The sequence below is a fragment of the Novisyntrophococcus fermenticellae genome (assembly GCF_018866245.1).
Lineage (GTDB): Bacteria > Bacillota > Clostridia > Lachnospirales > Lachnospiraceae > Novisyntrophococcus > Novisyntrophococcus fermenticellae.
This window is the reverse complement of record NZ_CP076458.1, coordinates 1,642,751-1,664,709: the sequence shown is the minus strand read 5'-3', so window position 1 is coordinate 1,664,709 and position 21,959 is coordinate 1,642,751. Positions and strand designations below refer to the sequence as shown.

Here is a 21,959-nt window from a genome sequence, read left to right as displayed (position 1 = left end):
CAGTCATAAAGCGCTGATTCACGTCATAGAATAGTATAAAAGGCCTTAGGAGGTTTATATACTATGATAGCTTTGAATCAGCGCTATTCTTATCAGGATATTTTACAATCTATGCAGATGATTTCGGAAAAATTTCCTGAATTTACAATCTGCAGAATTATCGGACAAACTCATGATGACCGTCATATTCCTATGATGCGGATAGGTCTTGGCATGGAAACACTTGTGTGTACAGCCGGTCTCCATGGAAAAGAAAGCGTTAACCCGGTCCTTCTTCTTCGGATGATTGAAGAATATTGCACCGCCTATCGGGAAAATGGAAAAATAGGTGAAACTGATGTGCACCATATGCTCAACCAGTATTCCATCTGTTTTATACCTCTGGTGAACCCTGATGGATATGAAATTGCCATGCATGGATATGAAATCATCCAGAATCCGCTGCTCCGCCGGATATGCCGCCGCCGGAATATCAATTATCAGGACTGGAAATACAATGCCAGAGGAGTGGATATCAACCGGAATTTTCCAAGTAAAACTTATATTCAGCAGCAGCTTCAGGAATATCCTGCGAGTGAGCAGGAAACACAGGCATTGATACATATTTTTCAAGATTATGACACAATAGGATATCTGGATTTTCATTCCAGAGGCAACATTATCTATTACTACAGACAGACCATGCCCTATACATATAATATGCGCTGCCGTCATCTGGCCAAACATCTGCAGCGTGCATCCGGATATCTGCTTGGTAAAAAAGAAGAGGAATTTATGTCCAGTCTAAATGGCGGAAATTCGGTTCACTTTTACTCAGAATCTATAGGAAAGCCTGCAATTACCATAGAAACAGTGGAAGACAATGCTTCCTATCCATTGTCAACTGCATATCAAAGCGATGCGTATCAGAGGATACATGCTTTACCCCTGATTCTCTTGCAGCAACTGAAAAGTTAAAAAAGAAACAACTTGCAAAGCCCATGCCAGATTGGTATAATCACATGTGGTGATGAAATGAAGGAAAACATATTAGAAAAGATAAATCAGGCTCCGGTCGATGAACCGGACAGACAATATTATTTTATGGAACTGGCCAGAGGGCTGGTTGAAGAGAAGAGCAAAGCTGCGGGGCGGAAACTGACTTTCTGTGTCGTAACTTTTGGCTGCCAGATGAACGCCAGGGATTCTGAAAAGTTGGAAGGAATTCTGGAACAGGTGGGATATATGAAATCAGAGGATGAAAATTCCGACTTTGTGATATACAATACCTGTACTGTTCGGGAGAATGCAAACTTAAGAGTCTATGGACGGCTTGGCAGTCTTAACCGGATGAAACAGAACAATCCGCATATGATGATCGGTTTGTGCGGCTGCATGATGCAGGAACCCCACGTCATTGAAAAACTGAGAAAAAGCTATCGGTTTGTCAATCTGGTTTTTGGAACGCATAATATCTATAAATTTGCGGAACTGCTGGTGCAGACTCTGGTACAGGAGACGATGGTAATTGATATCTGGAAAGACACTGACAAGATTGTTGAGGATTTGCCTGTCGACAGGAAGTACGCATTCAAGTCAGGTGTAAACATCATGTTCGGATGCAATAATTTCTGCAGCTACTGTATCGTACCCTATGTCAGGGGGCGGGAGCGCAGCAGGGCACCTAAGGATATTTTAAAGGAGATTGAGCTTCTGGTTGCCGATGGTGTAAAGGAGGTTATGCTGCTGGGACAAAATGTAAACTCTTATGGAAAGAATCTGGAGGATCCCATAACATTTGCCCGGCTTTTAGAAGAAATTGTAAAAATTGAAGGATTGAAGCGCGTTCGCTTTATGACCTCTCATCCCAAAGATTTATCCGATGAGTTGATTGAAGTGATGGGAAAGTATCCCAAGATCTGCAATCATCTACATCTGCCGTTACAGTCGGGGAGTACGAAAATTTTAAAAGTTATGAACCGGCATTACACAAAGGAACAATACCTGAAGCTTGTGGAAAAACTTCGGAAAGCTGTTCCGGATATTTCTCTGACCACGGACATTATCGTAGGATTTCCGGGCGAGACCGAAGAGGACTTCGAAGAAACCATGGATGTGGTGAGGCAAGTACGTTTTGACAGTGCATTCACCTTTATTTATTCCAAACGTTCCGGCACGCCGGCGGCGGACATGGATACGCAGGTACCGGATGCTGTAATAAAGGAGCGTTTTGGCCGTCTATTAAAGGAAGTGCAGAAAATCTCGGCCGAGGAAACCGGACGTCTTGCGGGTACGGTACAGGAAGTTCTGGTGGAGGGGACGAATGACCACGATCCATCACTTGTTACAGGGCGTATGACGAATAATCTTCTAGTACATTTTCCCGGTGATGAATCGATGATCGGAACTTTCCGCCGGGTTTCCCTGGATAACTGTAAAGGTTTTTACTATATAGGAACGGAGAGAAGATAAGTGGCATTATCACCGATGATGCAGCACTATGTTGCTACGAAAGAAGAATATAAAGATTGTATCTTGTTTTACAGGCTTGGTGATTTTTATGAAATGTTCTTTGAGGATGCCAAAACGGTATCCGAAGAACTGGAACTGACTCTGACAGGAAAAGACTGTGGTCTTGATGAGCGTGCACCTATGTGTGGGATTCCTTATCATGCTGCGGAGGTATATATCGGAAGGCTGATAGAGAAAGGGTATAAGGTTGCTATCTGTGAACAGGTCGAAGACCCAAAGCAGGCAAAGGGAATCGTAAAAAGGGAGGTCATCCGTGTGGTGACTCCCGGTACGACTATGAATTCTCAGGGACTGGATGAGGCCAGAAATAACTACATCATGTCTGTTGTCTGCATCGATGAGCGTTTTGGTGTCTCCGCAGCCGATATTTCCACAGGGGAGTGTCTGGTAACAGAATTAGATAAAGAATCAAAGCTGTTAGATGAGATTTCCAAGTTCATGCCCTCCGAAATCATCTGCAACCAGACATTCCTGGTCTGTGGCATCGATTGTGAAGACCTGAAAACCAGGCTGCACATCTGTGTCAACGCACTGGAAGACTGGTATTTTGACGATTCAAAATGTGAACAGGTATTGAAGGAACACTTTAAAACTCTTTCGCTGGAAGGTCTTGGTCTGATGGATTATAATTGTGGACTCATAGCTTCCGGTGCCTTGTTCCAGTATCTGTACAGCACACAAAAATCCGATATGCCTCAGATGACATCCATTACACCCTATGTGACCGACAAATACATGGTAATCGACAGCTCCAGCAGGAGAAATCTGGAACTGGTAGAAACCATGAGGGAAAAGCAAAGACAAGGTTCTCTGCTCTGGGTTCTGGACAAGACGAAAACTGCCATGGGCAGCCGTATGCTCCGCTCTTTTGTGGAACGGCCTTTGATTGATATGAATGAAATTAATGCCCGGCTGACAGCAGTTGAAGAGCTGAATCAGCAGGCGATGATCCGGGACGAAATCCGGGAATATCTGCGCCCTGTTTATGATTTGGAACGTCTGATCAGCCGGATCAGTTATCAGTCTGCCAACCCAAGAGACCTGATTGCATTTAAAACCTCACTCGAGATGCTTCCCTATATAAAACAGCTTTTGAACTCCTTTAAAGGCGGTATGCTGGGAGAAATCCAGGAGGAGCTGGATCCTCTGGAAGATTTATATCAGTTGATAGATACATCTATTACGGAAGAACCGCCCCTTGCCATGAAGGAAGGCGGTATCATTCGGGAAGGCTATGACGAAACCATCGATAAGTACCGTCATGCAAAGCAGGAGGGTAAGCAGTGGATCAGCGAACTGGAAACCTCAGAGCGGGAGAAGACCGGAATCCGTAACCTTAAAATTAAATATAATAAGGTGTTTGGCTATTATCTGGAAGTAACGAATTCATTTAAAGACTTAGTTCCGGATTATTATACGAGAAAACAGACTCTGGCCAATGCCGAAAGGTATATTACCCCACGCTTAAAAGAACTGGAGGATCTGATCCTGGGAGCTGAGGATCGTCTCTATGCCTTGGAATATGATAGGTTCTGTACAATACGGGATACAGTCGCGGGAGAAGTTCTGCGGATTCAACAGACGGCCAAAGGGATTGCCCGCCTGGATGTACTTGCCTCACTGTCTCTGGTGGCAGGACGTAATAATTTTGTAAGACCGAAATTGAATAACCATGGTATACTTGATATTAAAGGCGGAAGGCATCCGGTAGTTGAAAAAATGATCCCCAACGACATGTTCATTGCCAATGACACCTATCTTGATAATCAGGAACACCGGCTGGCGGTAATCACAGGTCCAAATATGGCCGGGAAATCCACCTATATGAGGCAGACAGCTCTGCTTGTGCTGATGGCCCAGATCGGATCCTTTGTGCCGGCCAGAGAAGCGAATATCGGTGTCGTAGACAGGATCTTCACCCGTGTCGGGGCATCTGACGACCTGGCGAGTGGGCAAAGTACCTTTATGGTAGAAATGACTGAGGTTGCAAATATTTTAAGGAATGCCACCCCCAACAGCCTTTTGATTCTGGACGAAATTGGAAGAGGAACCAGCACTTTTGATGGACTGGCCATTGCATGGGCTGTGATTGAGCATGTTTCAGATAAAAAACTGCTGGGGGCTAAAACACTGTTTGCCACCCATTATCATGAATTGACCGAACTGGAGGGAAAGGTTCCGGGTGTGCATAATTATTGCATCGCCGTGAAGGAAAAGGGGGATGATATCGTATTTCTTCGTAAGATAGTAGCAGGCGGGGCTGATAAAAGCTATGGGATTCAAGTTGCACGCCTTGCCGGTGTTCCGGAAAATGTGCTTTCCCGTGCCAGAGAGTTGGTGGAACAGCTGATTACCTCGGATATCACTGCCACTGTAAGAGACATGACCGGACAGAAAAAAAGCGGACCGAAAAAGACAAGTTTCGATGAAGTCGATATGGCTCAGATGTCCCTGTTTGATACTGTGCAGGATGATGCTATCATACAGGAAATCCGAAATCTGGACCTTACAAATCTGACACCTATGGATGCAATGAATACACTGTACAGCATTCAGAATAAGATCAGAAACAGATGGTAACCTTTCAACCTTTGAAATGGAGGTATACATGGGAACGATTGAAGTACTGGATAAAAATACAATTGATAAAATAGCGGCAGGAGAGGTTGTGGAGCGTCCTGCTTCCATTGTTAAGGAGCTCGTGGAAAATGCCATAGATGCAGGTGCTACAGCAGTTACTGTGGAGATAAAGGAAGGGGGCATCTCTTTTATTCGGATTACCGACAACGGAAGTGGAATTCAAAAAGACCAGGTACGCCTGGCCTTTCTGCGTCATGCCACCAGTAAAATACGCTCCGTGAAAGACCTTGTTCATATTGCATCTCTGGGCTTTCGCGGAGAAGCATTATCCAGCATTGCCGCCGTATCACAGGTAGAACTGATAACAAAAAGGACAGAGGATCTGACAGGTATAAGATATGTAATTGAAGGAAGCGAAGAGAAGTCTTTCGAAGAGATTGGAGCTCCCGACGGTTCCACGTTTCTGATTCGTAACCTCTTTTATAATACACCGGCACGTGCAAAGTTCTTAAAAACCCCTCTGACTGAAGGCAATGCAGTTTCCAGCTGTGTGGAACAGATGGCCCTGTCCAATCCACAGATATCATTTAAGTATGTGCAGAATTCTCAGATTAAATTGCATACCAGCGGTAACGGAAATCTAAAGGAGCTGGTGTATCACATCTACGGAAGGGAAATATCAAAAGAACTGGTTGAAATCAATCACTCTTCTGAACTTATTAAGATCCGTGGATTTCTTGCAAAACCTTCTGTATCCAGAGGAAACCGCAATTTTGAAAATTACTATGTCAATGGCCGTTATGTAAAGAGTAACCTTTTGTCAAAGGCGATTGAGGATGGATATCATGGTTTCATGATGCAGCACAAATACCCCTTTACACTGCTTTATATCACTTTGGATGGAGAACGTGTGGATGTCAATGTTCATCCGTCCAAGATGGAACTTCGCTTCTCGAATCAGGAGGAGCTTTATACGCAACTCATTCATGCGGTTAAAGATGCTTTGCTGGAACGTGAACGGATACCACAGGTAGTCCCGGGAAAAGAAGAAACAAAAAAAAGAAATCAGACAAGCAACCTTAGGAATACCATTCCCGAGCCTTTTGAATATCAGCGCAGATCATCCTCACCGGAGAAGCAGAAAGTGTCTGCGTCGCTCCCATATAAGCCGGACACTCCGGCATTTTCTTCCCCAACTGCGGTAACCGCTGCGCCAACTGTGCCGGGAGGGGCACGCAAGCCGGTACTTCCGGAAATTATAGCTGAAACAGGAAGTTACCCATCCCCAGAAAAACCAGTGCAGAATAGATCTGAATCTGGAAATAAATCAGAACAGATGGATCTGTTCGACAATCGGCTGCTTTCTAAAGAAGCACGCAGTTCTCATAAAATTATCGGCCAGGTCTTTGATACTTACTGGCTGGTCCAGTATGACGACAGCCTTTATATTATTGACCAGCATGCCGCACACGAAAAAGTTCTGTATGAGAGGATGATGAAGGGGTATCAGGACAAGGAGATTACCTCTCAGTATCTAAGTCCGCCTCTGATTGTAACGCTGCAGAATCAGGAAGCGGAGCTGCTTCAAAAATACAGGGATGTTTTCGCCTCGTTCGGGTTTGAAATTGAACCCTTTGGTGGAAAAGAATATCAAATCAGTGCGATTCCTGCGAATCTCTATGGGGTAGCCTCTTCGGAACTGTTCGTTGAGATTTTGGATCATCTGGAGGAAACAGGCACGAAGACACTGGATGTTATTACCGAAAAGTTAGCTTCCATGTCATGCAAGGCAGCGGTGAAGGGAAATCACAGACTATCCAGCGTGGAAGTTGAAGCGTTGATTGACGAACTTCTGACACTGGAAAATCCATACAACTGTCCTCACGGCAGACCCACGATCATATCCATGCCGCGTTATGAACTTGAAAAAAAATTCAAACGAATTGTGTAGGTGATGTTACTTGAAAAAGCCATTATTAATACTGACAGGACCCACGGCTGTGGGAAAGACCGGTTTGTCCATAGAACTTGCAAAACAGCTGAATGGTTCCATTATCTCGGCGGATTCTATGCAGGTCTATAAATATATGAACATTGGATCTGCCAAAATTAGAAGAGAAGAGATGTATGGGATCCCTCATTATCTGATTGATGTATTAGAGCCTCAGGAAGAATTTCATGTGGCACGTTTTCAACAGATGGCAAAAGATGCCGTAAAGGAAATCTACAAGAAGGGGAGACTTCCTATCCTGGTGGGAGGAACCGGATTTTATATTCAGGCTTTCCTGAAAGATGTGGATTTTACAGAAGACAGCGGACAGTCACCTCTCCGCAAAGAATTGGAGAAAAAAGCAGAGCTGGAGGGCAACTATATTCTTCATCAAAGGCTCAAAGATGTGGACCCGGTCTCGGCGGGGGGAATCCATCCGAATAATGTAAAGCGTGTTATTCGGGCCTTGGAATATTATTATGAGACCGGAACTCCGATTTCACAGCACAATGCCAGGCAGATGGAAAAGGAATCCCCTTATCGCTTTGTCTATTTTGTGCTGAATGATGAAAGAAGCCGGCTTTATGACCGTATTAACCGAAGGGTGGATCAAATGATGGAACAGGGGCTCTTAAGTGAGGTATCCAGACTAAAAGAGATGGGCTGCAGTAACCAGATGGTTTCCATGCAGGGGTTGGGCTATAAAGAACTGCTGGCTTATCTGGACGGAGTATACACGTTGGAGGAAGCAGTTGAAATCATTAAGAGGGATACCCGCCATTTTGCCAAGCGGCAGATTACCTGGTTCAAGCGGGAAAAGGAAGTTATCTGGATAAATAAACCAGAATTTGGTTACGATGAAGATAGGATACTGGACGCAATACTGTCCATTTGGAAGGAAAAGATATCATGACAATCGATAAAGCTGGAATGTATAAAAAATTGGGCATCAGTAAAGAAGTACTGGGATTTGGAACGGAAATTGAACTGTCTTTAAAAGACAGGTTTTTAAAAATAGATGAGATTGCAGAATATAATCAACTGAAGGTCATCCACGCTATGCAGGAGCATAAAGTCAGTGAAGCCTGCCTTTATGAATCCAGTGGATATGGATATAATGATCTTGGCCGTGATACGTTAGAGGAGGTCTATGCCACGGCATTTGGAGCTGAATCTGCATTGGTACGCCCCCAGATTGCCTGTGGAACCCATGCCCTGTCGGTTGCACTTTCCGGGAATCTGCGACCGGGAGACGAATTGCTCTCCCCTGTGGGAAAACCTTATGACACGCTTTCAGAGGTCATTGGGATTCGTCCATCCAGAGGCTCTCTTGCAGAATATGGAGTGACCTACCGCCAAGTGGATCTCCTCCCGAACGGCACCTTTGATTATGCCAATATAAAAAAGGCAGTGAACGATAAAACAAAACTGGTAACTATCCAACGCTCTAAAGGTTATCAGACACGTCCCACCTTCTCAGTCACCCAGATTGGGGAACTAATTCAATTTATTAAAGGTATAAAACCGGATATTATCTGTATGGTGGACAACTGCTACGGTGAATTCGTGGAGACAATTGAACCATGTGAGGTGGGCGCAGATCTGATGGTGGGATCATTGATTAAAAATCCGGGCGGCGGGCTTGCTCCAATCGGCGGATATATCGCAGGCAAGGAGGAATATGTACAAAATGCAGCGTTTCGTCTTACCTCTCCGGGACTTGGAAAGGAAGTCGGTGCGACCCTGGGGGTAAACAAGTCCTTTTATCAGGGCTTTTTCCTGGCTCCTACGGTTACGGCCGGAGCATTGAAGGGAGCAATCTTTGCAGCAAATATCTATGAGAAACTGGGATATACGGTAGTACCTGACGGAAGAGAAGAACGTCATGATATCATTCAGGCGGTTACGCTCGGAAGTGCCGAAGCGGTAATTGCTTTTTGCCGGGGGATTCAGGCGGCGGCTCCGGTGGACAGTTATGTGTCACCGGAGCCCTGGGCCATGCCGGGATACGACTGTGATGTGATTATGGCCGCAGGAGCGTTTGTTCAGGGCTCTTCTATAGAGCTCTCTGCGGATGCACCAATTAAACCTCCTTTTGCGGTTTATTTTCAGGGCGGTCTGACCTGGCAGCATGCGAAACTGGGAATATTGATGAGTCTGCAGAAACTGTCGGAGGCAGGAATTGTAAGTCTATGAGTAAATCAATCATTATAATCGGCGGCGGTGCCTCAGGGCTTATGGCATCCGTTATAGCCGCAAGAAATGGCGCTTCGGTAACCATACTTGAGACAAATGAGAAACCCGGAAAGAAGCTCCTGGCTTCAGGCAGCGGCAGATGTAATTTTACAAATGTGGTACAGGAAAAGCAGTATTACAGAGGCAGTGATCCAAATTATGCCATGGGAATTCTTGCTCAGTTTTCCATGGCTGATACTCTGCAGTTTTTTTCAAAACTGGGAATCTATTCTAAAAACCGCAACGGATGGATGTATCCGAACAGCGACCAGGCTTCCGCCGTACTGGATGTGCTTTTGATGGAAGCAGCTTATCGTAAAGTAAAGATTAAGACAAGAGAGACCGTCAGAGAAATTTCATGTTCCGGGCAGAAATGGATGATAAAGACGGATACCTGGGCATATTCGGCTGATGCGGTGATTATAACCTGTGGAAGTCCTGCTTCAAACATAGATGGAGCCACGGACTCCGGACGGATATTCGCCCGGCAGCTTGGCATCGGTATGCTGCCTATGCTTCCGGCTCTGACTGGATTAAGAGGAAAGAGCAGTATGTATTCCCGTTGGGCAGGTATACGGGTACAGGGAGCGGCAACGCTGTTTCTAAACGGGAGACCTGTGAAAACCGAATCCGGTGAAATCCAGCTGACAGACTACGGAATTTCGGGAATCCCTGTTTTCCAGCTGAGCCGTTATGCGGTGAGAGCCCTTGAGGAGGGGTGTACGGTATTGGTAGAATTGGATTTTTTACCGGACTTCACAGAAGAGCAAGTTTCCTATCATCTGGAGATGCGGGAAGAAAATTGCCCATACAAACGCCTGCCTGAACAGCTGATTGGTCTTATTCCTTCCAGACTGATTCCGATTGTTTCTCCAAAAGAAGCCGATTTAAGAGAAGTAATCCGGAACTGTAAGCATTATCCCGTAATTATCAAAGGATCTTCTTCACTGCAGCAGGCGCAGGTCTGCTCCGGTGGAATCCTGACGGCTGAACTGGATGTTCATCTCCAGTCACTGCAGCACCCGGGGCTATACTTTGCCGGAGAAGTTGTGGATATAGATGGCGCATGCGGCGGTTATAATCTGCAATGGGCGTGGTCCAGTGGCGCAGTGGCCGGCCTTCATGCAGCAAAGGAGGCGTTATGATACGTATCACCCAGCTGAAATTGCCGGTGGAGCATACAGCTTTACAACTAAAAGAAAAAATTGCAAAAGAGCTTCGTATTCCGGTGGAACAGGTGCAATCTTATGAAATTGTGAAACGCTCGGTGGATGCCAGAAAGCTCCCCATTACATTCGTATATCAGATAGATGTAAAAACATCACAGGAATATAAAATATTGAGCAAAGGTAGACATAATAATATTATGTCAAGCAAACCAATCTCCTATACCTATCCAGAACCGGGAAATTGTCTGCTGAAAGTACCGCCTGTTATCGTAGGGAGTGGTCCCGCCGGACTCTTTTGTGCCTATGTTCTTGCAAGACAAGGCTATCATCCTCTGATCCTCGAGAGGGGAGATGAGGCGTTGACCCGTAAAGAAAAAGTGGATTTTTTCTGGAAATCTGGTGTGTTGGATCCCAATTCCAATGTTCAGTTTGGCGAAGGCGGAGCAGGAACCTTTTCTGACGGCAAGTTAAATACACTTGTAAAGGATCCGCATGGAAGGAACAAAGAAGTTTTGCGCATCTTTGTAGAAGCAGGTGCACCAGCTTCTATTCTATACGAACAAAAGCCCCATTTGGGTACGGACCTGCTGATTAAAATTTTACAAAATCTCCGCGGCCGCATAGAAGATATGGGAGGTGAATTCCGTTTTCGCAGCCAGATGACGAATATCCGTATTGAAGCCGGAGAGGTGAAAGCTCTGGAAATTAATAAAAAGGAATGGATTCCGGTTCAGACGTTGATTCTGGCCATAGGGCACAGTGCCAGAGATACATTTTTCATGCTAAACGAAAAAGCGCTTATTATGGAACCCAAGTCATTTGCTGTGGGTGTCAGAATCGAGCATCCTCAGAAAATGATTACGAAAGCTCAGTATGGAGAAAATCCTCCGGGTATTTTGGGTGCCGCCAATTACAAACTCACACATAAACTGAGCAATGGCAGGGGTGTGTATTCTTTCTGCATGTGCCCGGGCGGTTACGTTGTCAATGCTTCTTCCGAAAAAGGACGCCTGGCTGTCAATGGAATGAGCTATCGGAACCGTTCCGGTGAAAATGCCAACAGTGCGCTGATTGTTACAGTAACGCCGGAAGATTATCGGGAATACCATCAGGATGGAACAAGTCATATACTGGACGGAATAGCTTTTCAACGCCGTCTTGAGGAGCTTGCATGGCAATCCTGCCAGGGAAAGATTCCACTTCAGCTCTATAATGACTTTGCAAAAGATCAAAAGAGCATCAGCCTGGGTGATGTACATCCCTGTATTAAGGGCGAATACGAGCTTTCTAATGTAAGAAGAATTCTCCCTCCGATCATTGGAGATTCCCTTTGTGAAGGAATCCGGGCTTTCGGCAAAAAAATTCCAGGCTTTGACCGTCCGGACGCACTGATTTCAGGAGTGGAAAGCCGTACATCATCTCCGGTAAGAATTGTAAGAGATGAAGAAAAAGAGTCTTCCGTCAGAGGAATTTATCCCTGTGGAGAAGGCACCGGATATGCGGGTGGAATTACATCAGCCGCTATGGACGGACTTGTGATTGCAGAAGCAGTCTGTAAAAAATATATGAATTGTTAATAAGTCATATACTTTATTTTTGGAATGTGTTAGAATTAAATTTAGAATCTTTCTCTGCAGGTCTGCTGTATGGGGTTTATGCAGCATACCGGGATACCCGGGAAGAGGGCAGAGGAGAACATATGATTACAAAAGCACGGATGAAAGAACTGCCAAAAGACGAACGGCCTTATGAAAAGTGCCTGAGATACGGCCCCTGGAAGCTGTCGGATGCGGAACTTCTTGCTGTCATTCTGCGCAGCGGCACAGCCGGAAATTCCTGCGTAGATCTGGCCTGTGAGGTTTTGAAAGCATCCAGGCTGGAAGAGGGGCTTCTTGGCATTCACCACCTAAGTCTGCAGGAACTCCAGGCTATAAAAGGAGTCGGCCAGGTAAAAGCAGTACAGATTAAGTGCATTGGAGAATTATCTAAGCGAATCTCCAGTGCGGGATCCAGATGCAGGCTTGATTTCAGCAATCCGGAGACTATAGCCGACTATTATATGGAACTTCTGCGCCATGAGGAGCAGGAGAAGATAATCTGCATGATGCTGAACACCAAAAATCATCTGTTGGGTGATACCGTACTTACTACAGGCACGGTTAACAGCTCCCTGTTGTCTCCCAGGGAACTTTTTCTTGAAGCTTTGAGATTCCATGCAGTCCATATTATATTGATTCACAACCATCCCAGCGGCGATGCTTCACCCAGTGAGGAAGATCTTCAGATAACCCGGCGAATTCAAAAAGCGGGGGAGATACTTGGAATTACACTCCTTGATCACATCATCATAGGGGACCATGTCTTTACCAGTCTCCTGGGATAACCTGGAAGAGAAAAGAACCGCAACAATACCAAAGAGGGGATATATAATCACTCATGATGCTTCATAACAGTTTTGGTGTAGATCTGGGCAGCAGTGTCATAAAGATTTACGATCACCGGAAAGACACAATTATAAAAGAAAAGAATATGATTGCCATACGAAGGAACGGGCAGATACTGGGCATAGGTAATGATGCCTATGAAATGTTTGAAAAAACACCTGTGGATGTAAAGGTGCAGGAGCCTATCAGCAACGGCAAAATTGGGGATGTTTTTCAGGTAGAAGCAATCCTGCATACAATTTTGAACCGCAGCGGTTTGTCGGTAGGCAGACGTCCGGTACTTTATTTTGCTGTACCAACAGGATTGACAAAGATTGAAAAGCGTGCTTACTATACCGTGGCACGCCGTGGCAAACTACGCAAGTGTAAAATCTTTCTGGTAGACAGGCCTGTTCTGGATGCAATTGCTTTGGGCATTCCACTTAACCGTACAAGGGGCTCTATGATTATCAACATGGGATCCCAGAGCACGGAGGTATCGGTAATTGCTGACGGCAGAGTGATTATCAGCACATTGATTCCAATCGGGGGAGGCCAGTTCAACGATGCCATCCGCAGTAATATACGAAAAAAAAATAACCTGCTGGTGGGAATACGTACGGCAAGACGTTTGAAACTCGCCCTGGCCGACATGGATCCCCAGAAAAAAGAAGGGCGTAAGGTTATGGGGATGGACTGTGTCAATGGAATTCCAAGAGACGGAATCGTCACTTCATCCACAGTAAATACTGCAATCATGGAGAGGACAAAGCAGATGGCTGCAGAGATACGCAAAGTAATCCAGAGAATTCCACCCCAGATTCGTGCGAATATAAAAAAAGAGGGCATATATCTCACAGGAGGCAGTACCAGAATTCCTCATATGGATAAGTTTTTGAGTAAAGAATTGGATTATTCTGTTCAGTTGTCTCTCTACTATGACCTGTGTACAGTCTGTGGACTAAAGGAACTGATTACACATCCCGCTCTGCATCACTTTGCATATCCTGTGACGAAACAATAGAACTGCCGTAAGGGGAATATGAATATGAAGAAAAAAAATAAATTTCAGCTGAACAGTAAACATTTACTGATTATTCTAACCTTTGTCTGCATCAGTGCCGCTGCACTGACTTTCACCGATGTTGTATCAGTAGGACCGGTCAGGAACGCAGTGGGTTTTTGCATAGTTCCATTTCAGAATGGTATTAATGAGGTTGGCAAATGGCTGACCCAGAAAGGACAGCGATTCCGAAATGCTGAGAACCTGTCCAAAGAAAATAAAGAACTGAAGAACAAGATTGATGATTTAACCGAACAGAATAATCTCCTTGTTCAAAGTCAGAAGGAACTAAGCGATTTACAGCAGTTATACCAGCTTGATAAAGATTACTCTGAGTATGAAAAAGTGGCTGCGGAGGTAATCGCCCGTAACCCGGGCAATTGGTTCCACTCATTTACAATTAACCGTGGTTCCAATCATGGAATAGAAAAAGATATGAATGTAATAGCCGGAGGGGGACTTGTCGGGCTTGTGACTGAAGTGGGTCCTGACTGGGCTACCGTTCGCTCTATTATTGATGATTCCAGCAATGTGAGTGCGATGACTGTATCTACCAGTGATACCTGTATTATATCCGGAGATCTGAGGTTAATAGAAGAAGGCAAGCTCGCCTTTAGCCAGATGAATGCGGCCAGTGCGGTGACTGTCGGAGAAAAACTTGTGACTTCAGAAATCAGTGATAAGTATCTGAAAGGAATCCTCATTGGTTATGTCAGTGAGGTTACAGAAGATCCCAATCATCTTACAAATACCGGTTACCTGATACCGGTTGTGGATTTTGAACATATCAGTGAGGTTCTGGTTATCAGACAGTTGAAGCAGACAGGAGGCAATTAATGCGCAGAAAATTAATTATTGCTCTCCTAATCATCCTTACATTCATCATACAGACAACGATTTTCAAAACACTGACCGTTGCTTCTGTGGCTCCGAATCTTCTTCTCATACTGACTGTTACATTCGGGTTTATGAGAGGGAAGAAAAGTGGAATCTGGATTGGCTTTTTCTGCGGCTTATGTATTGATTTACTCTACAGTGGAACAGTTGGGATGAACGCCTTGATTTATATGTATATTGGCTATCTGAATGGTTTCTTGTATAAGGTGTTTTATGATGAAGATATCAAAGTTCCGGTGATTTTGATTGGACTCAGTGATTTTGTATACTGTGTTATCACATATATATTGCAGTTTTTGATGCGGGTGAGACTGGATTTCATGGGTTATTTTCAGCACATTATCATCCCTGAGATGGTGTACACCATTGTGATATCTATTATTATCTACCGGCCTCTTTACAAACTGAATAAGAAACTTGTGGAGAACGAAATGGAAGGACAGGAGTTACCTTGGTTAAAAAGATAAAAAACTGGATTAAAAAGATGGGGGAAAAGCGGACTGGGATCTTGCTTTGCTTCTTTATTCTGATAACAGGCGTATTAATCTACCGGTTATTTTCTCTCCAAATCATTCATGGGGAAGAATATGCGGATGATTTTAACTTGAAAATCACAAAAACCAGAGCTCTCAAGAGTACACGTGGGAATATTTATGACCGTAATGGGAATCTGCTGGCCTATAATCAATTGTCAAATTCTGTTACACTTGAGGACAATGGAACCTATAATAACCGGCGTGAAAAAAATCTTGCATTGAATAGTGAAATCTATTATCTGGTAAAGCTCATCCAGGAAAATGGCGACAGTCTGAATTCGGATTTTCATATTAAGGTGGATGAAAATGGCAACTTTATATATGATCTGCAGGAAGGAAGCACCACCTTGAACCGTTTCCGGGCGGATGTCTACGGAAAGAAACATATTGACGATCTTACGGAACAGCAAAAGCAGGCTTCGCCTGATGACCTTATGAATTTCCTGATGGATGGAGCAAATACAAGTGGTTTCGGATTGTTTCATTCAAAAACTCCATATAAAAAAGAGGAACTGGCAAGTGCCGGACTTCCTGATGAACTGACAAAGCAGGAACAGCTTCAGATTGTTATCGTCCGTTATCAGCTCAGACTTACGGAATTCATGAAATATATGCCGGTCACTGTGGCTACCAGTGTCAGCGATGCAACGGTAGCTGCGGTAAAAGAAAACTTAAGCAGCCTGCAGGGTGTGGATATTCAGGAAGATTCTAAGCGTGTGTATGTTGATGCCGAATATTTTGCTTCTATCCTGGGCTATACCGGCAAGCCTTCTGCGGAAGAGCTGGAAGAGCTGCAGGATGAAAGCACCACATATAACAGCAGTTCCATCATCGGAAAATCCGGGATTGAGAAATATATGGAAACCTCCCTTCAGGGGAAAGATGGCTTTGAAAAGGTAACTGTGGACAGTGTGGGGAAGGTACTTCAGGTTGACGAAAACACCAGACAGAATCCAATTCAGGGAGACGATGTATATCTGTCCATAGATAAAGATCTGCAGGAGGCATTTTACAGGATTCTGGAGCAGCGTATTGCAGGTGTACTGGTTATGAACCTGCAGAATATTAAATCTATTGATAAGGCCACCATTGAAGACAACAGTTCATTTCCAATCCCGATTTATGATGTTTATACGGCATTGATCGACAACAGCGTAATTAATATCGACCATTTCAGCCAGGAGGGCGCTACGGAGCTCGAGAAGTCGGTACTTGCGAAATTTCAGCAAAAGCAGGCGGATATTTTCGAAAGAATCCAATTGGAATTGACCGGAGCCGTCCCAAAGAGTTATAATGATTTAAGTGCTGAGATGCAGGAGTATATGACTTACATCGTAGATGATATGCTGATGGCAAATACTGATATTCTGGATTCGGATCAGATTGAAAAATCAGATACGGTATATCAAAAGTGGAAAGCCGGTACAATCAGTCTTCAGGAATATCTTACTTATGCTGCCAGCCAGAATTGGATTGACATCACCCAGATATCTGATGAAAAAACCTATTTAAATTCCACGGAAGTCTATCAGGCATTGGCTGATTATATTTCCAAAACGCTGTCAGCGGACACAAAATTCAGCAGGCTTTTGTATCATTATATGTTAATGGATGATCTGATATCAGGGTACGACATCTGTCAGCTTTTATATGATCAGAACATCCTGACAAAAGATGATCAGGAATACCAGGAATTTATTACCGGAAGGCTTACACCTTTTGATTTATTATCCAGTAAGATTAAAAATCTGGAGATTACTCCGGCACAGCTCGCGCTTGATCCCTGCTCCGGTTCTGTGGTAGTCACTGAGCCAAATACCGGGAAACTGCTTGCCTGTGTATCCTATCCGGGTTATGATAATAACAGGCTGGCAAATCAGATGGATACAGAATATTTTAAAAAGCTTAACAACGACCTGTCCTCGCCCTTTTATAATAAGGCTACACAACAGAGGACGGCTCCGGGTTCTACCTTTAAGCTTGTGACAACAGCTGCGGGACTGACAGAAGGGGTGATAGACAGCCGTACGGTTATAAACTGTACCGGAAGGTTCGGTGAGGGACTGGTAGATCCCACCGATTATCTGAATTGTGTGGTCAGGACCGGACATGGTCCGCTTGACGTAGTAAATGCGATAAAGAACTCCTGTAATGTATTCTTCTGTACCACAGCCTACAAGCTGGGATTGGATGAAAACCAACACTTTTCACAGAATCTGGCCCTTAGTAAAATTCAACAATATGCGAATATGTTCGAATTAGGCGAAAAAACCGGAATTGAGATAACTGAGAGCAAATCCCAGGTGTCAACTTCGCTGCCAATCCCCTCCGCTATCGGACAGGGTACACATAGCTATACAACTGTAGCATTGGCACGTTACGTAACTACCCTTGCCAATGAAGGGACAAATTACAGTCTGTCTCTTTTGGACAAGGTCACGGACTCCTCCGGTAATATGGTGGAAGAGTTTGCACCTAAAGCTGACAGCAGTCTGGATTTGTCTGATAGTACCTGGAATATCATCCATACAGGTATGAGTAAGGTAATTGACAACATAGATGAATTAAATGAGCTTCCGATTGATATATGGGGCAAAACCGGTACAGCTCAGGAATCAGATTTGCGTCCGAATCACGGATTATTTATAGGGTTTGCTCATGGGGAAAGTCAGGAGGATATTTCCATGGCAATCCGTATTCCATATGGTTATTCTTCTACCAACGCAGCTATGGTAGCTAAGGATATATTAAAATATTACTATAATCTGGAAGATAGAGATGCACTTTTAAGCGGCACTGCCGAACAGGAAGGTGCTTCTAACGTACACAATGATTAACGGGACAGACTTCCCATCACGAAAGAAAAGAAATTAATGTGAGACTACCGGGAGGTATAATATGAGTGAAGTAATTGTAGTTACATCAGGAAAAGGCGGTGTCGGTAAGACCACTACTGCCGCCAATATTGGTATTGGGCTGGCCCAGATGGGCAAAAAGGTGGTCATGGTGGATACCGATATCGGACTTAGGAATCTGGATGTGGTGCTGGGGCTGGAAAACCGGATTGTTTATAATCTGGTGGATGTGATAGAAGGCAACTGCCGAATGAAGCAGGCACTGATCAAGGATAAGCGTTATCCTGATTTGTTTCTCCTTCCATCAGCCCAAACCAGAGACAAAACATCTGTTTCTCCGGAGCAGATGGTCAAACTATGTGAACAGCTTCGGGAAGAATTCGATTTTATTCTTCTGGATTGCCCTGCAGGCATTGAGCAGGGATTTCAAAATGCCATCGCAGGTGCAGAAAAAGCAATTGTTGTGACTACCCCTGAAGTATCGGCGATTCGGGATGCAGACCGTATCATAGGACTTCTGGAGGCCCATGAGCTGCGGGATATCGGTCTGGTCATTAACCGTCTGCGACCGGATATGGTTCGCAGAGGTGAGATGATGTCTGTCGAAGACGTTGTGGATATTCTTGCCGTATCCCTTTTAGGTGTAATACCTGATGACGAACAGGTAGTAGTGGCTACGAACCAGGGGGATGCTGTAAGTGGAAGCAATTCTGATTCTGGACGAGCCTTCGTCAATATCAGCCGCCGTCTGACGGGAGAAGAAGTTCCTTTCCCCGATTTTAATGCAAAAAAAGGGCTATTCGGACGCCTTTTCAGGCATTAGGGGAGTATAGCCATGCGTATATTCCCTTGGAAAAAACAAGCCTCCAAGACGATTGCCAAAGAGCGTCTTTCTAATCTGCTTCTGGCTGAGAGGATGGATTGTTCACCACGCATGATGCTAATGATGAAAAATGATATAACACAGACGATTAATCGGTACATACCGGTGAGGGAAGATGATATTACCTGTCAGATTCAGCATACACCGGCGGTTTTAGTCATCCATATACCAATTAAACGAACAGAGGATAAGCATGTTAAAACGCTATAAAATAAAAAACTATAATTTCAGACTGATTATTATACTGATTGCAATTTCCAGTATTGGTGTATTACTGGTTGGATCCGCCAATCAGGCCCTCCAGAGAAAGCAGCTTATCGGTGTGATAGCCGGTCTGATACTGATGGTGATCGTTTCCCTGATGGATTACAGTTGGCTGTTGAATTTTTACTGGCTGATTTATGCTGTGGATTTGATACTGCTGATTCTCGTTCTGATTCTGGGAAGCTCAAAAAAAGGGGCATCCAGGTGGATTGAGATAGGCAGCTTTCAATTTCAGCCAACAGAAATCTGTAAGATTTTACTGATCATGTTTTTTGCCATGTTTCTGATGAAGCATGAAGATGATTTAAATACGTTCCAGACAATTGCCAAAGCGCTGATTCTCATTGTGATTCCCCTGCTATTGGTTTCCAGGCAGCCGGATTTAAAGAATACAATTACGATTGCTGCAGTTTTCTGCATCCTGATTTATGTTGCAGGATTGAGTTATAAGATCATTGGTGGTACTATCATGGTTATCATACCACTAATTGTAGCATTGCTACTTTTGATTACACAGACGGATCTTCCGATTATCAATTCTTATCAAAAGGACCGTATTATGGCCAAACTATTTTCGGAAGATGATGAGTACAGTGACGATCGAATCCAACAGGATAATTCCATCACTGCAATCGGATCCGGCCAGCTAACCGGAAAAGGGCTCAATAACAATGAAGTATATTCTGCTAACAAAGGGAATTTCGTAGCAGAGAGCCAGAACGATTTTATATTTGCAGTCGCCGGAGAAGAATTGGGCTTCATCGGCTCCTGTTCGATACTATTACTTTTGTTTGGAATTATCTTCGAATGTATCCGTACAGGAAAGAAAGCAAAGGACCTCTCAGGCACCTTGATCTGCAGCGGAGTAGCAGCCAACGTAGGAATACAAAGCTTTATTAATATAGCTGTAGCCATGGGACTGATCCCCAATACAGGAACACCTTTGCCCTTTGTAAGTTATGGCCTTACATCTCTCTGGAGCCTTTATATTGGCATGGGACTGGTACTGAATATAGGACTTCAAAACAGAAAATACCCAGGAGGAGACTTACGAAATGAATATAGGTTTAATCGCACATGATACAAAGAAAACTTTACTTCAAAATCTCTGTATTGCCTATCGCCCGATACTTTTAAAGCATGAACTCCATGCGACCGGTACATCGGGAAGGTTGGTGCAGGAAGCAGCTAATCTACCAGTACACAAGTTCTTGCCCGGACATTTGGGCGGGGAAGAGCAGCTGGCCTCCATGGTTGAACAGGGCAGCATTGATCTTTTAATTTGTCTTCATGATCCAATGTCTCCCAAGAGTTATGAACCTGATGTACATGAATTAATCAATCTCTGCGATCTTCACTGTATTCCGCTTGCAACGAACCTGGCTTCTGCAGAGATGTTAATTAAGTCTTTGGAAAGAGGAGAGTTAGACTGGCGTGAAATCTATCGATAGGCATGTAGATAAAAAGAAAAGAAAGCGGAAAAAACATGGTTGGTATTCAGACCGCTTTTTGGCATTGCTTCTTGTAGTCATAATTGTGTTGGCGGGAGCTCTGGGTTTGCTCAGCTTTAAGCAGAGCAGAAAACTGGATATCTCTTTACCTTATGATGTTAAAGGCAGACTGCAGGCAGATACTACGGATCCCGACCGGCTCAAGACAGCAGCGGGATTTGCTTCCGACTTATGTGTTTCACCCGACACTCTGAATCTGGAGGGTGTCACCATGACGACCCAGTATGAGAAAGCTCTGCTTTTTAATCTGGATACAAACACCCCTTTATTTGCACAAGGTATCTACGACCGTACCTATCCTGCCAGTATTACAAAGATAATGACGGCTCTTTTAGCCATAAAGTATGGGAATATGAGCGATGAAGTTACAATCAATCAGGAAGACGTCACTTTGGAAGATGGATCTCAGGTCAGTGGCATGATACCGGGGGATAAAACAACTATGGATGCTTTATTCCATGCATTGATGGTCTACTCGGCCAACGATGCCGCCATGGCCATTGCAGAACACATCGGAGGATCTGTTGACAATTTCGTTGCCATGATGAATGAGGAAGCTAAATCTCTGGGTATGACGGGGACGCATTTTATGAACCCTCATGGTCTGCATGATAATAACCACTATACAACTGCATATGACATATATCTTATGCTGAATGAAGCCTATAAGCATCAGGCATTTTACGACGCCATGCAGATGAAAGTCTATAAACTCACAGTAACAAGGGCAGATGGAACAGAAGCTGCTTTTATGTTGGATTCTACTGATAAATATCTTACGGGTGAGAAAAATGCCCCGAAAGATGTGACTGTTATCGGTGGAAAAACAGGAACGACAAGTCAGGCCGGGGCATGCCTTGCCATACTCAGTCAAAATTCCTATGGGCAGCCTTTCATCTCTATCGTATTAAATGCTCAAAACAAAAATATATTATATAATGATATGAATCAACTACTCACCCACATCAATGCAAGCAGCTGATGAAATGGAAAAAAAAAGGTTTTGTGGGTTGTTTTTTTAGACCATATACACTATAATTAT

18 protein-coding genes are annotated in these 21,959 nt (G+C 44.2%); all 18 read left to right on the top strand.

Going from position 1 to position 21,959, the window contains the following annotated elements:
• Nucleotides 1–63: 63 nt before the first annotated feature.
• The 18 genes from KNL20_RS07520 to KNL20_RS07435 all read left to right on the top strand — a co-directional run bounded on the left by KNL20_RS07520 (nt 64) and on the right by KNL20_RS07435 (nt 21,899).
• Nucleotides 64–957: a M14 family zinc carboxypeptidase gene (locus tag KNL20_RS07520; RefSeq protein WP_230399972.1), complete on the top strand. Its 894-nt coding sequence runs from the start codon at nt 64–66 to the stop codon at nt 955–957.
• A 57-nt stretch (nt 958–1,014) separates the two neighbouring features.
• Complete coding sequence (miaB, locus tag KNL20_RS07515) at nt 1,015–2,451, top strand: tRNA (N6-isopentenyl adenosine(37)-C2)-methylthiotransferase MiaB (protein ID WP_230399971.1); 1,437 nt, start codon at nt 1,015–1,017, stop codon at nt 2,449–2,451.
• Between the two features lie 15 nt (nt 2,452–2,466).
• Nucleotides 2,467–5,091, top strand: coding sequence for a DNA mismatch repair protein MutS (mutS, locus tag KNL20_RS07510; protein WP_230400068.1), 2,625 nt, complete (start codon nt 2,467–2,469; stop codon nt 5,089–5,091).
• A 28-nt stretch (nt 5,092–5,119) separates the two neighbouring features.
• Nucleotides 5,120–7,042, top strand: coding sequence for a DNA mismatch repair endonuclease MutL (gene mutL / locus KNL20_RS07505; protein WP_230399970.1), 1,923 nt, complete (start codon nt 5,120–5,122; stop codon nt 7,040–7,042).
• A gap of 10 nt (nt 7,043–7,052) precedes the next feature.
• Nucleotides 7,053–7,994, top strand: coding sequence for a tRNA (adenosine(37)-N6)-dimethylallyltransferase MiaA (gene miaA / locus KNL20_RS07500; protein ID WP_230399969.1), 942 nt, complete (start codon nt 7,053–7,055; stop codon nt 7,992–7,994).
• Nucleotides 7,991–9,277, top strand: coding sequence for a methionine gamma-lyase family protein (locus KNL20_RS07495; RefSeq protein ID WP_230399968.1), 1,287 nt, complete (start codon nt 7,991–7,993; stop codon nt 9,275–9,277). The genes miaA and KNL20_RS07495 overlap by 4 nt, the downstream gene beginning before the upstream one ends.
• Nucleotides 9,274–10,461 carry an aminoacetone oxidase family FAD-binding enzyme gene (locus KNL20_RS07490; protein ID WP_230399967.1) on the top strand — a complete coding sequence of 396 codons (1,188 nt, stop codon included), beginning with the start codon at nt 9,274–9,276 and terminating at the stop codon, nt 10,459–10,461. The genes KNL20_RS07495 and KNL20_RS07490 overlap by 4 nt, the downstream gene beginning before the upstream one ends.
• Nucleotides 10,458–12,062: an NAD(P)/FAD-dependent oxidoreductase gene (locus KNL20_RS07485; protein WP_230399966.1), complete on the top strand. Its 1,605-nt coding sequence runs from the start codon at nt 10,458–10,460 to the stop codon at nt 12,060–12,062. The genes KNL20_RS07490 and KNL20_RS07485 overlap by 4 nt, the downstream gene beginning before the upstream one ends.
• Nucleotides 12,063–12,184: 122 nt before the next feature.
• Nucleotides 12,185–12,868 (top strand): RadC family protein, encoded by a 684-nt coding sequence (gene radC, locus KNL20_RS07480; protein ID WP_230399965.1) that lies wholly within the window; start codon nt 12,185–12,187, stop codon nt 12,866–12,868.
• A gap of 53 nt (nt 12,869–12,921) precedes the next feature.
• Nucleotides 12,922–13,932 carry a rod shape-determining protein gene (locus KNL20_RS07475; RefSeq protein ID WP_230399964.1) on the top strand — a complete coding sequence of 337 codons (1,011 nt, stop codon included), beginning with the start codon at nt 12,922–12,924 and terminating at the stop codon, nt 13,930–13,932.
• Between the two features lie 24 nt (nt 13,933–13,956).
• Nucleotides 13,957–14,808, top strand: a complete 852-nt coding sequence (mreC, locus tag KNL20_RS07470; protein WP_230399963.1) for a rod shape-determining protein MreC — start codon at nt 13,957–13,959, stop codon at nt 14,806–14,808.
• Complete coding sequence (gene mreD / locus KNL20_RS07465) at nt 14,808–15,335, top strand: rod shape-determining protein MreD (protein WP_230399962.1); 528 nt, start codon at nt 14,808–14,810, stop codon at nt 15,333–15,335. Before mreC ends, mreD begins: the two co-directional genes overlap by 1 nt.
• Entirely contained in the window at nt 15,320–18,241 is a 2,922-nt protein-coding gene (locus tag KNL20_RS07460) for a penicillin-binding transpeptidase domain-containing protein (protein WP_230399961.1), read from the top strand. The genes mreD and KNL20_RS07460 overlap by 16 nt, the downstream gene beginning before the upstream one ends.
• A 61-nt stretch (nt 18,242–18,302) precedes the next feature.
• The gene (gene minD / locus KNL20_RS07455) at nt 18,303–19,082 is read left to right on the top strand and encodes a septum site-determining protein MinD (RefSeq protein ID WP_230399960.1); all 780 of its coding nucleotides are present in this window, start codon (nt 18,303–18,305) and stop codon (nt 19,080–19,082) included.
• A 12-nt stretch (nt 19,083–19,094) separates the two neighbouring features.
• Nucleotides 19,095–19,352 carry a cell division topological specificity factor MinE gene (locus KNL20_RS07450; protein ID WP_230399959.1) on the top strand — a complete coding sequence of 86 codons (258 nt, stop codon included), beginning with the start codon at nt 19,095–19,097 and terminating at the stop codon, nt 19,350–19,352.
• Nucleotides 19,336–20,487, top strand: a complete 1,152-nt coding sequence (locus tag KNL20_RS07445) for an FtsW/RodA/SpoVE family cell cycle protein (protein ID WP_230399958.1) — start codon at nt 19,336–19,338, stop codon at nt 20,485–20,487. The genes KNL20_RS07450 and KNL20_RS07445 overlap by 17 nt, the downstream gene beginning before the upstream one ends.
• A complete protein-coding gene (locus tag KNL20_RS07440) occupies nt 20,462–20,857 on the top strand; it encodes a methylglyoxal synthase (protein WP_230399957.1) in 396 nt (131 codons plus the stop codon). The genes KNL20_RS07445 and KNL20_RS07440 overlap by 26 nt, the downstream gene beginning before the upstream one ends.
• Nucleotides 20,841–21,899 carry a D-alanyl-D-alanine carboxypeptidase family protein gene (locus KNL20_RS07435; protein ID WP_230399956.1) on the top strand — a complete coding sequence of 353 codons (1,059 nt, stop codon included), beginning with the start codon at nt 20,841–20,843 and terminating at the stop codon, nt 21,897–21,899. Before KNL20_RS07440 ends, KNL20_RS07435 begins: the two co-directional genes overlap by 17 nt.
• The last annotated feature ends 60 nt before the right edge of the window (nt 21,900–21,959 follow it).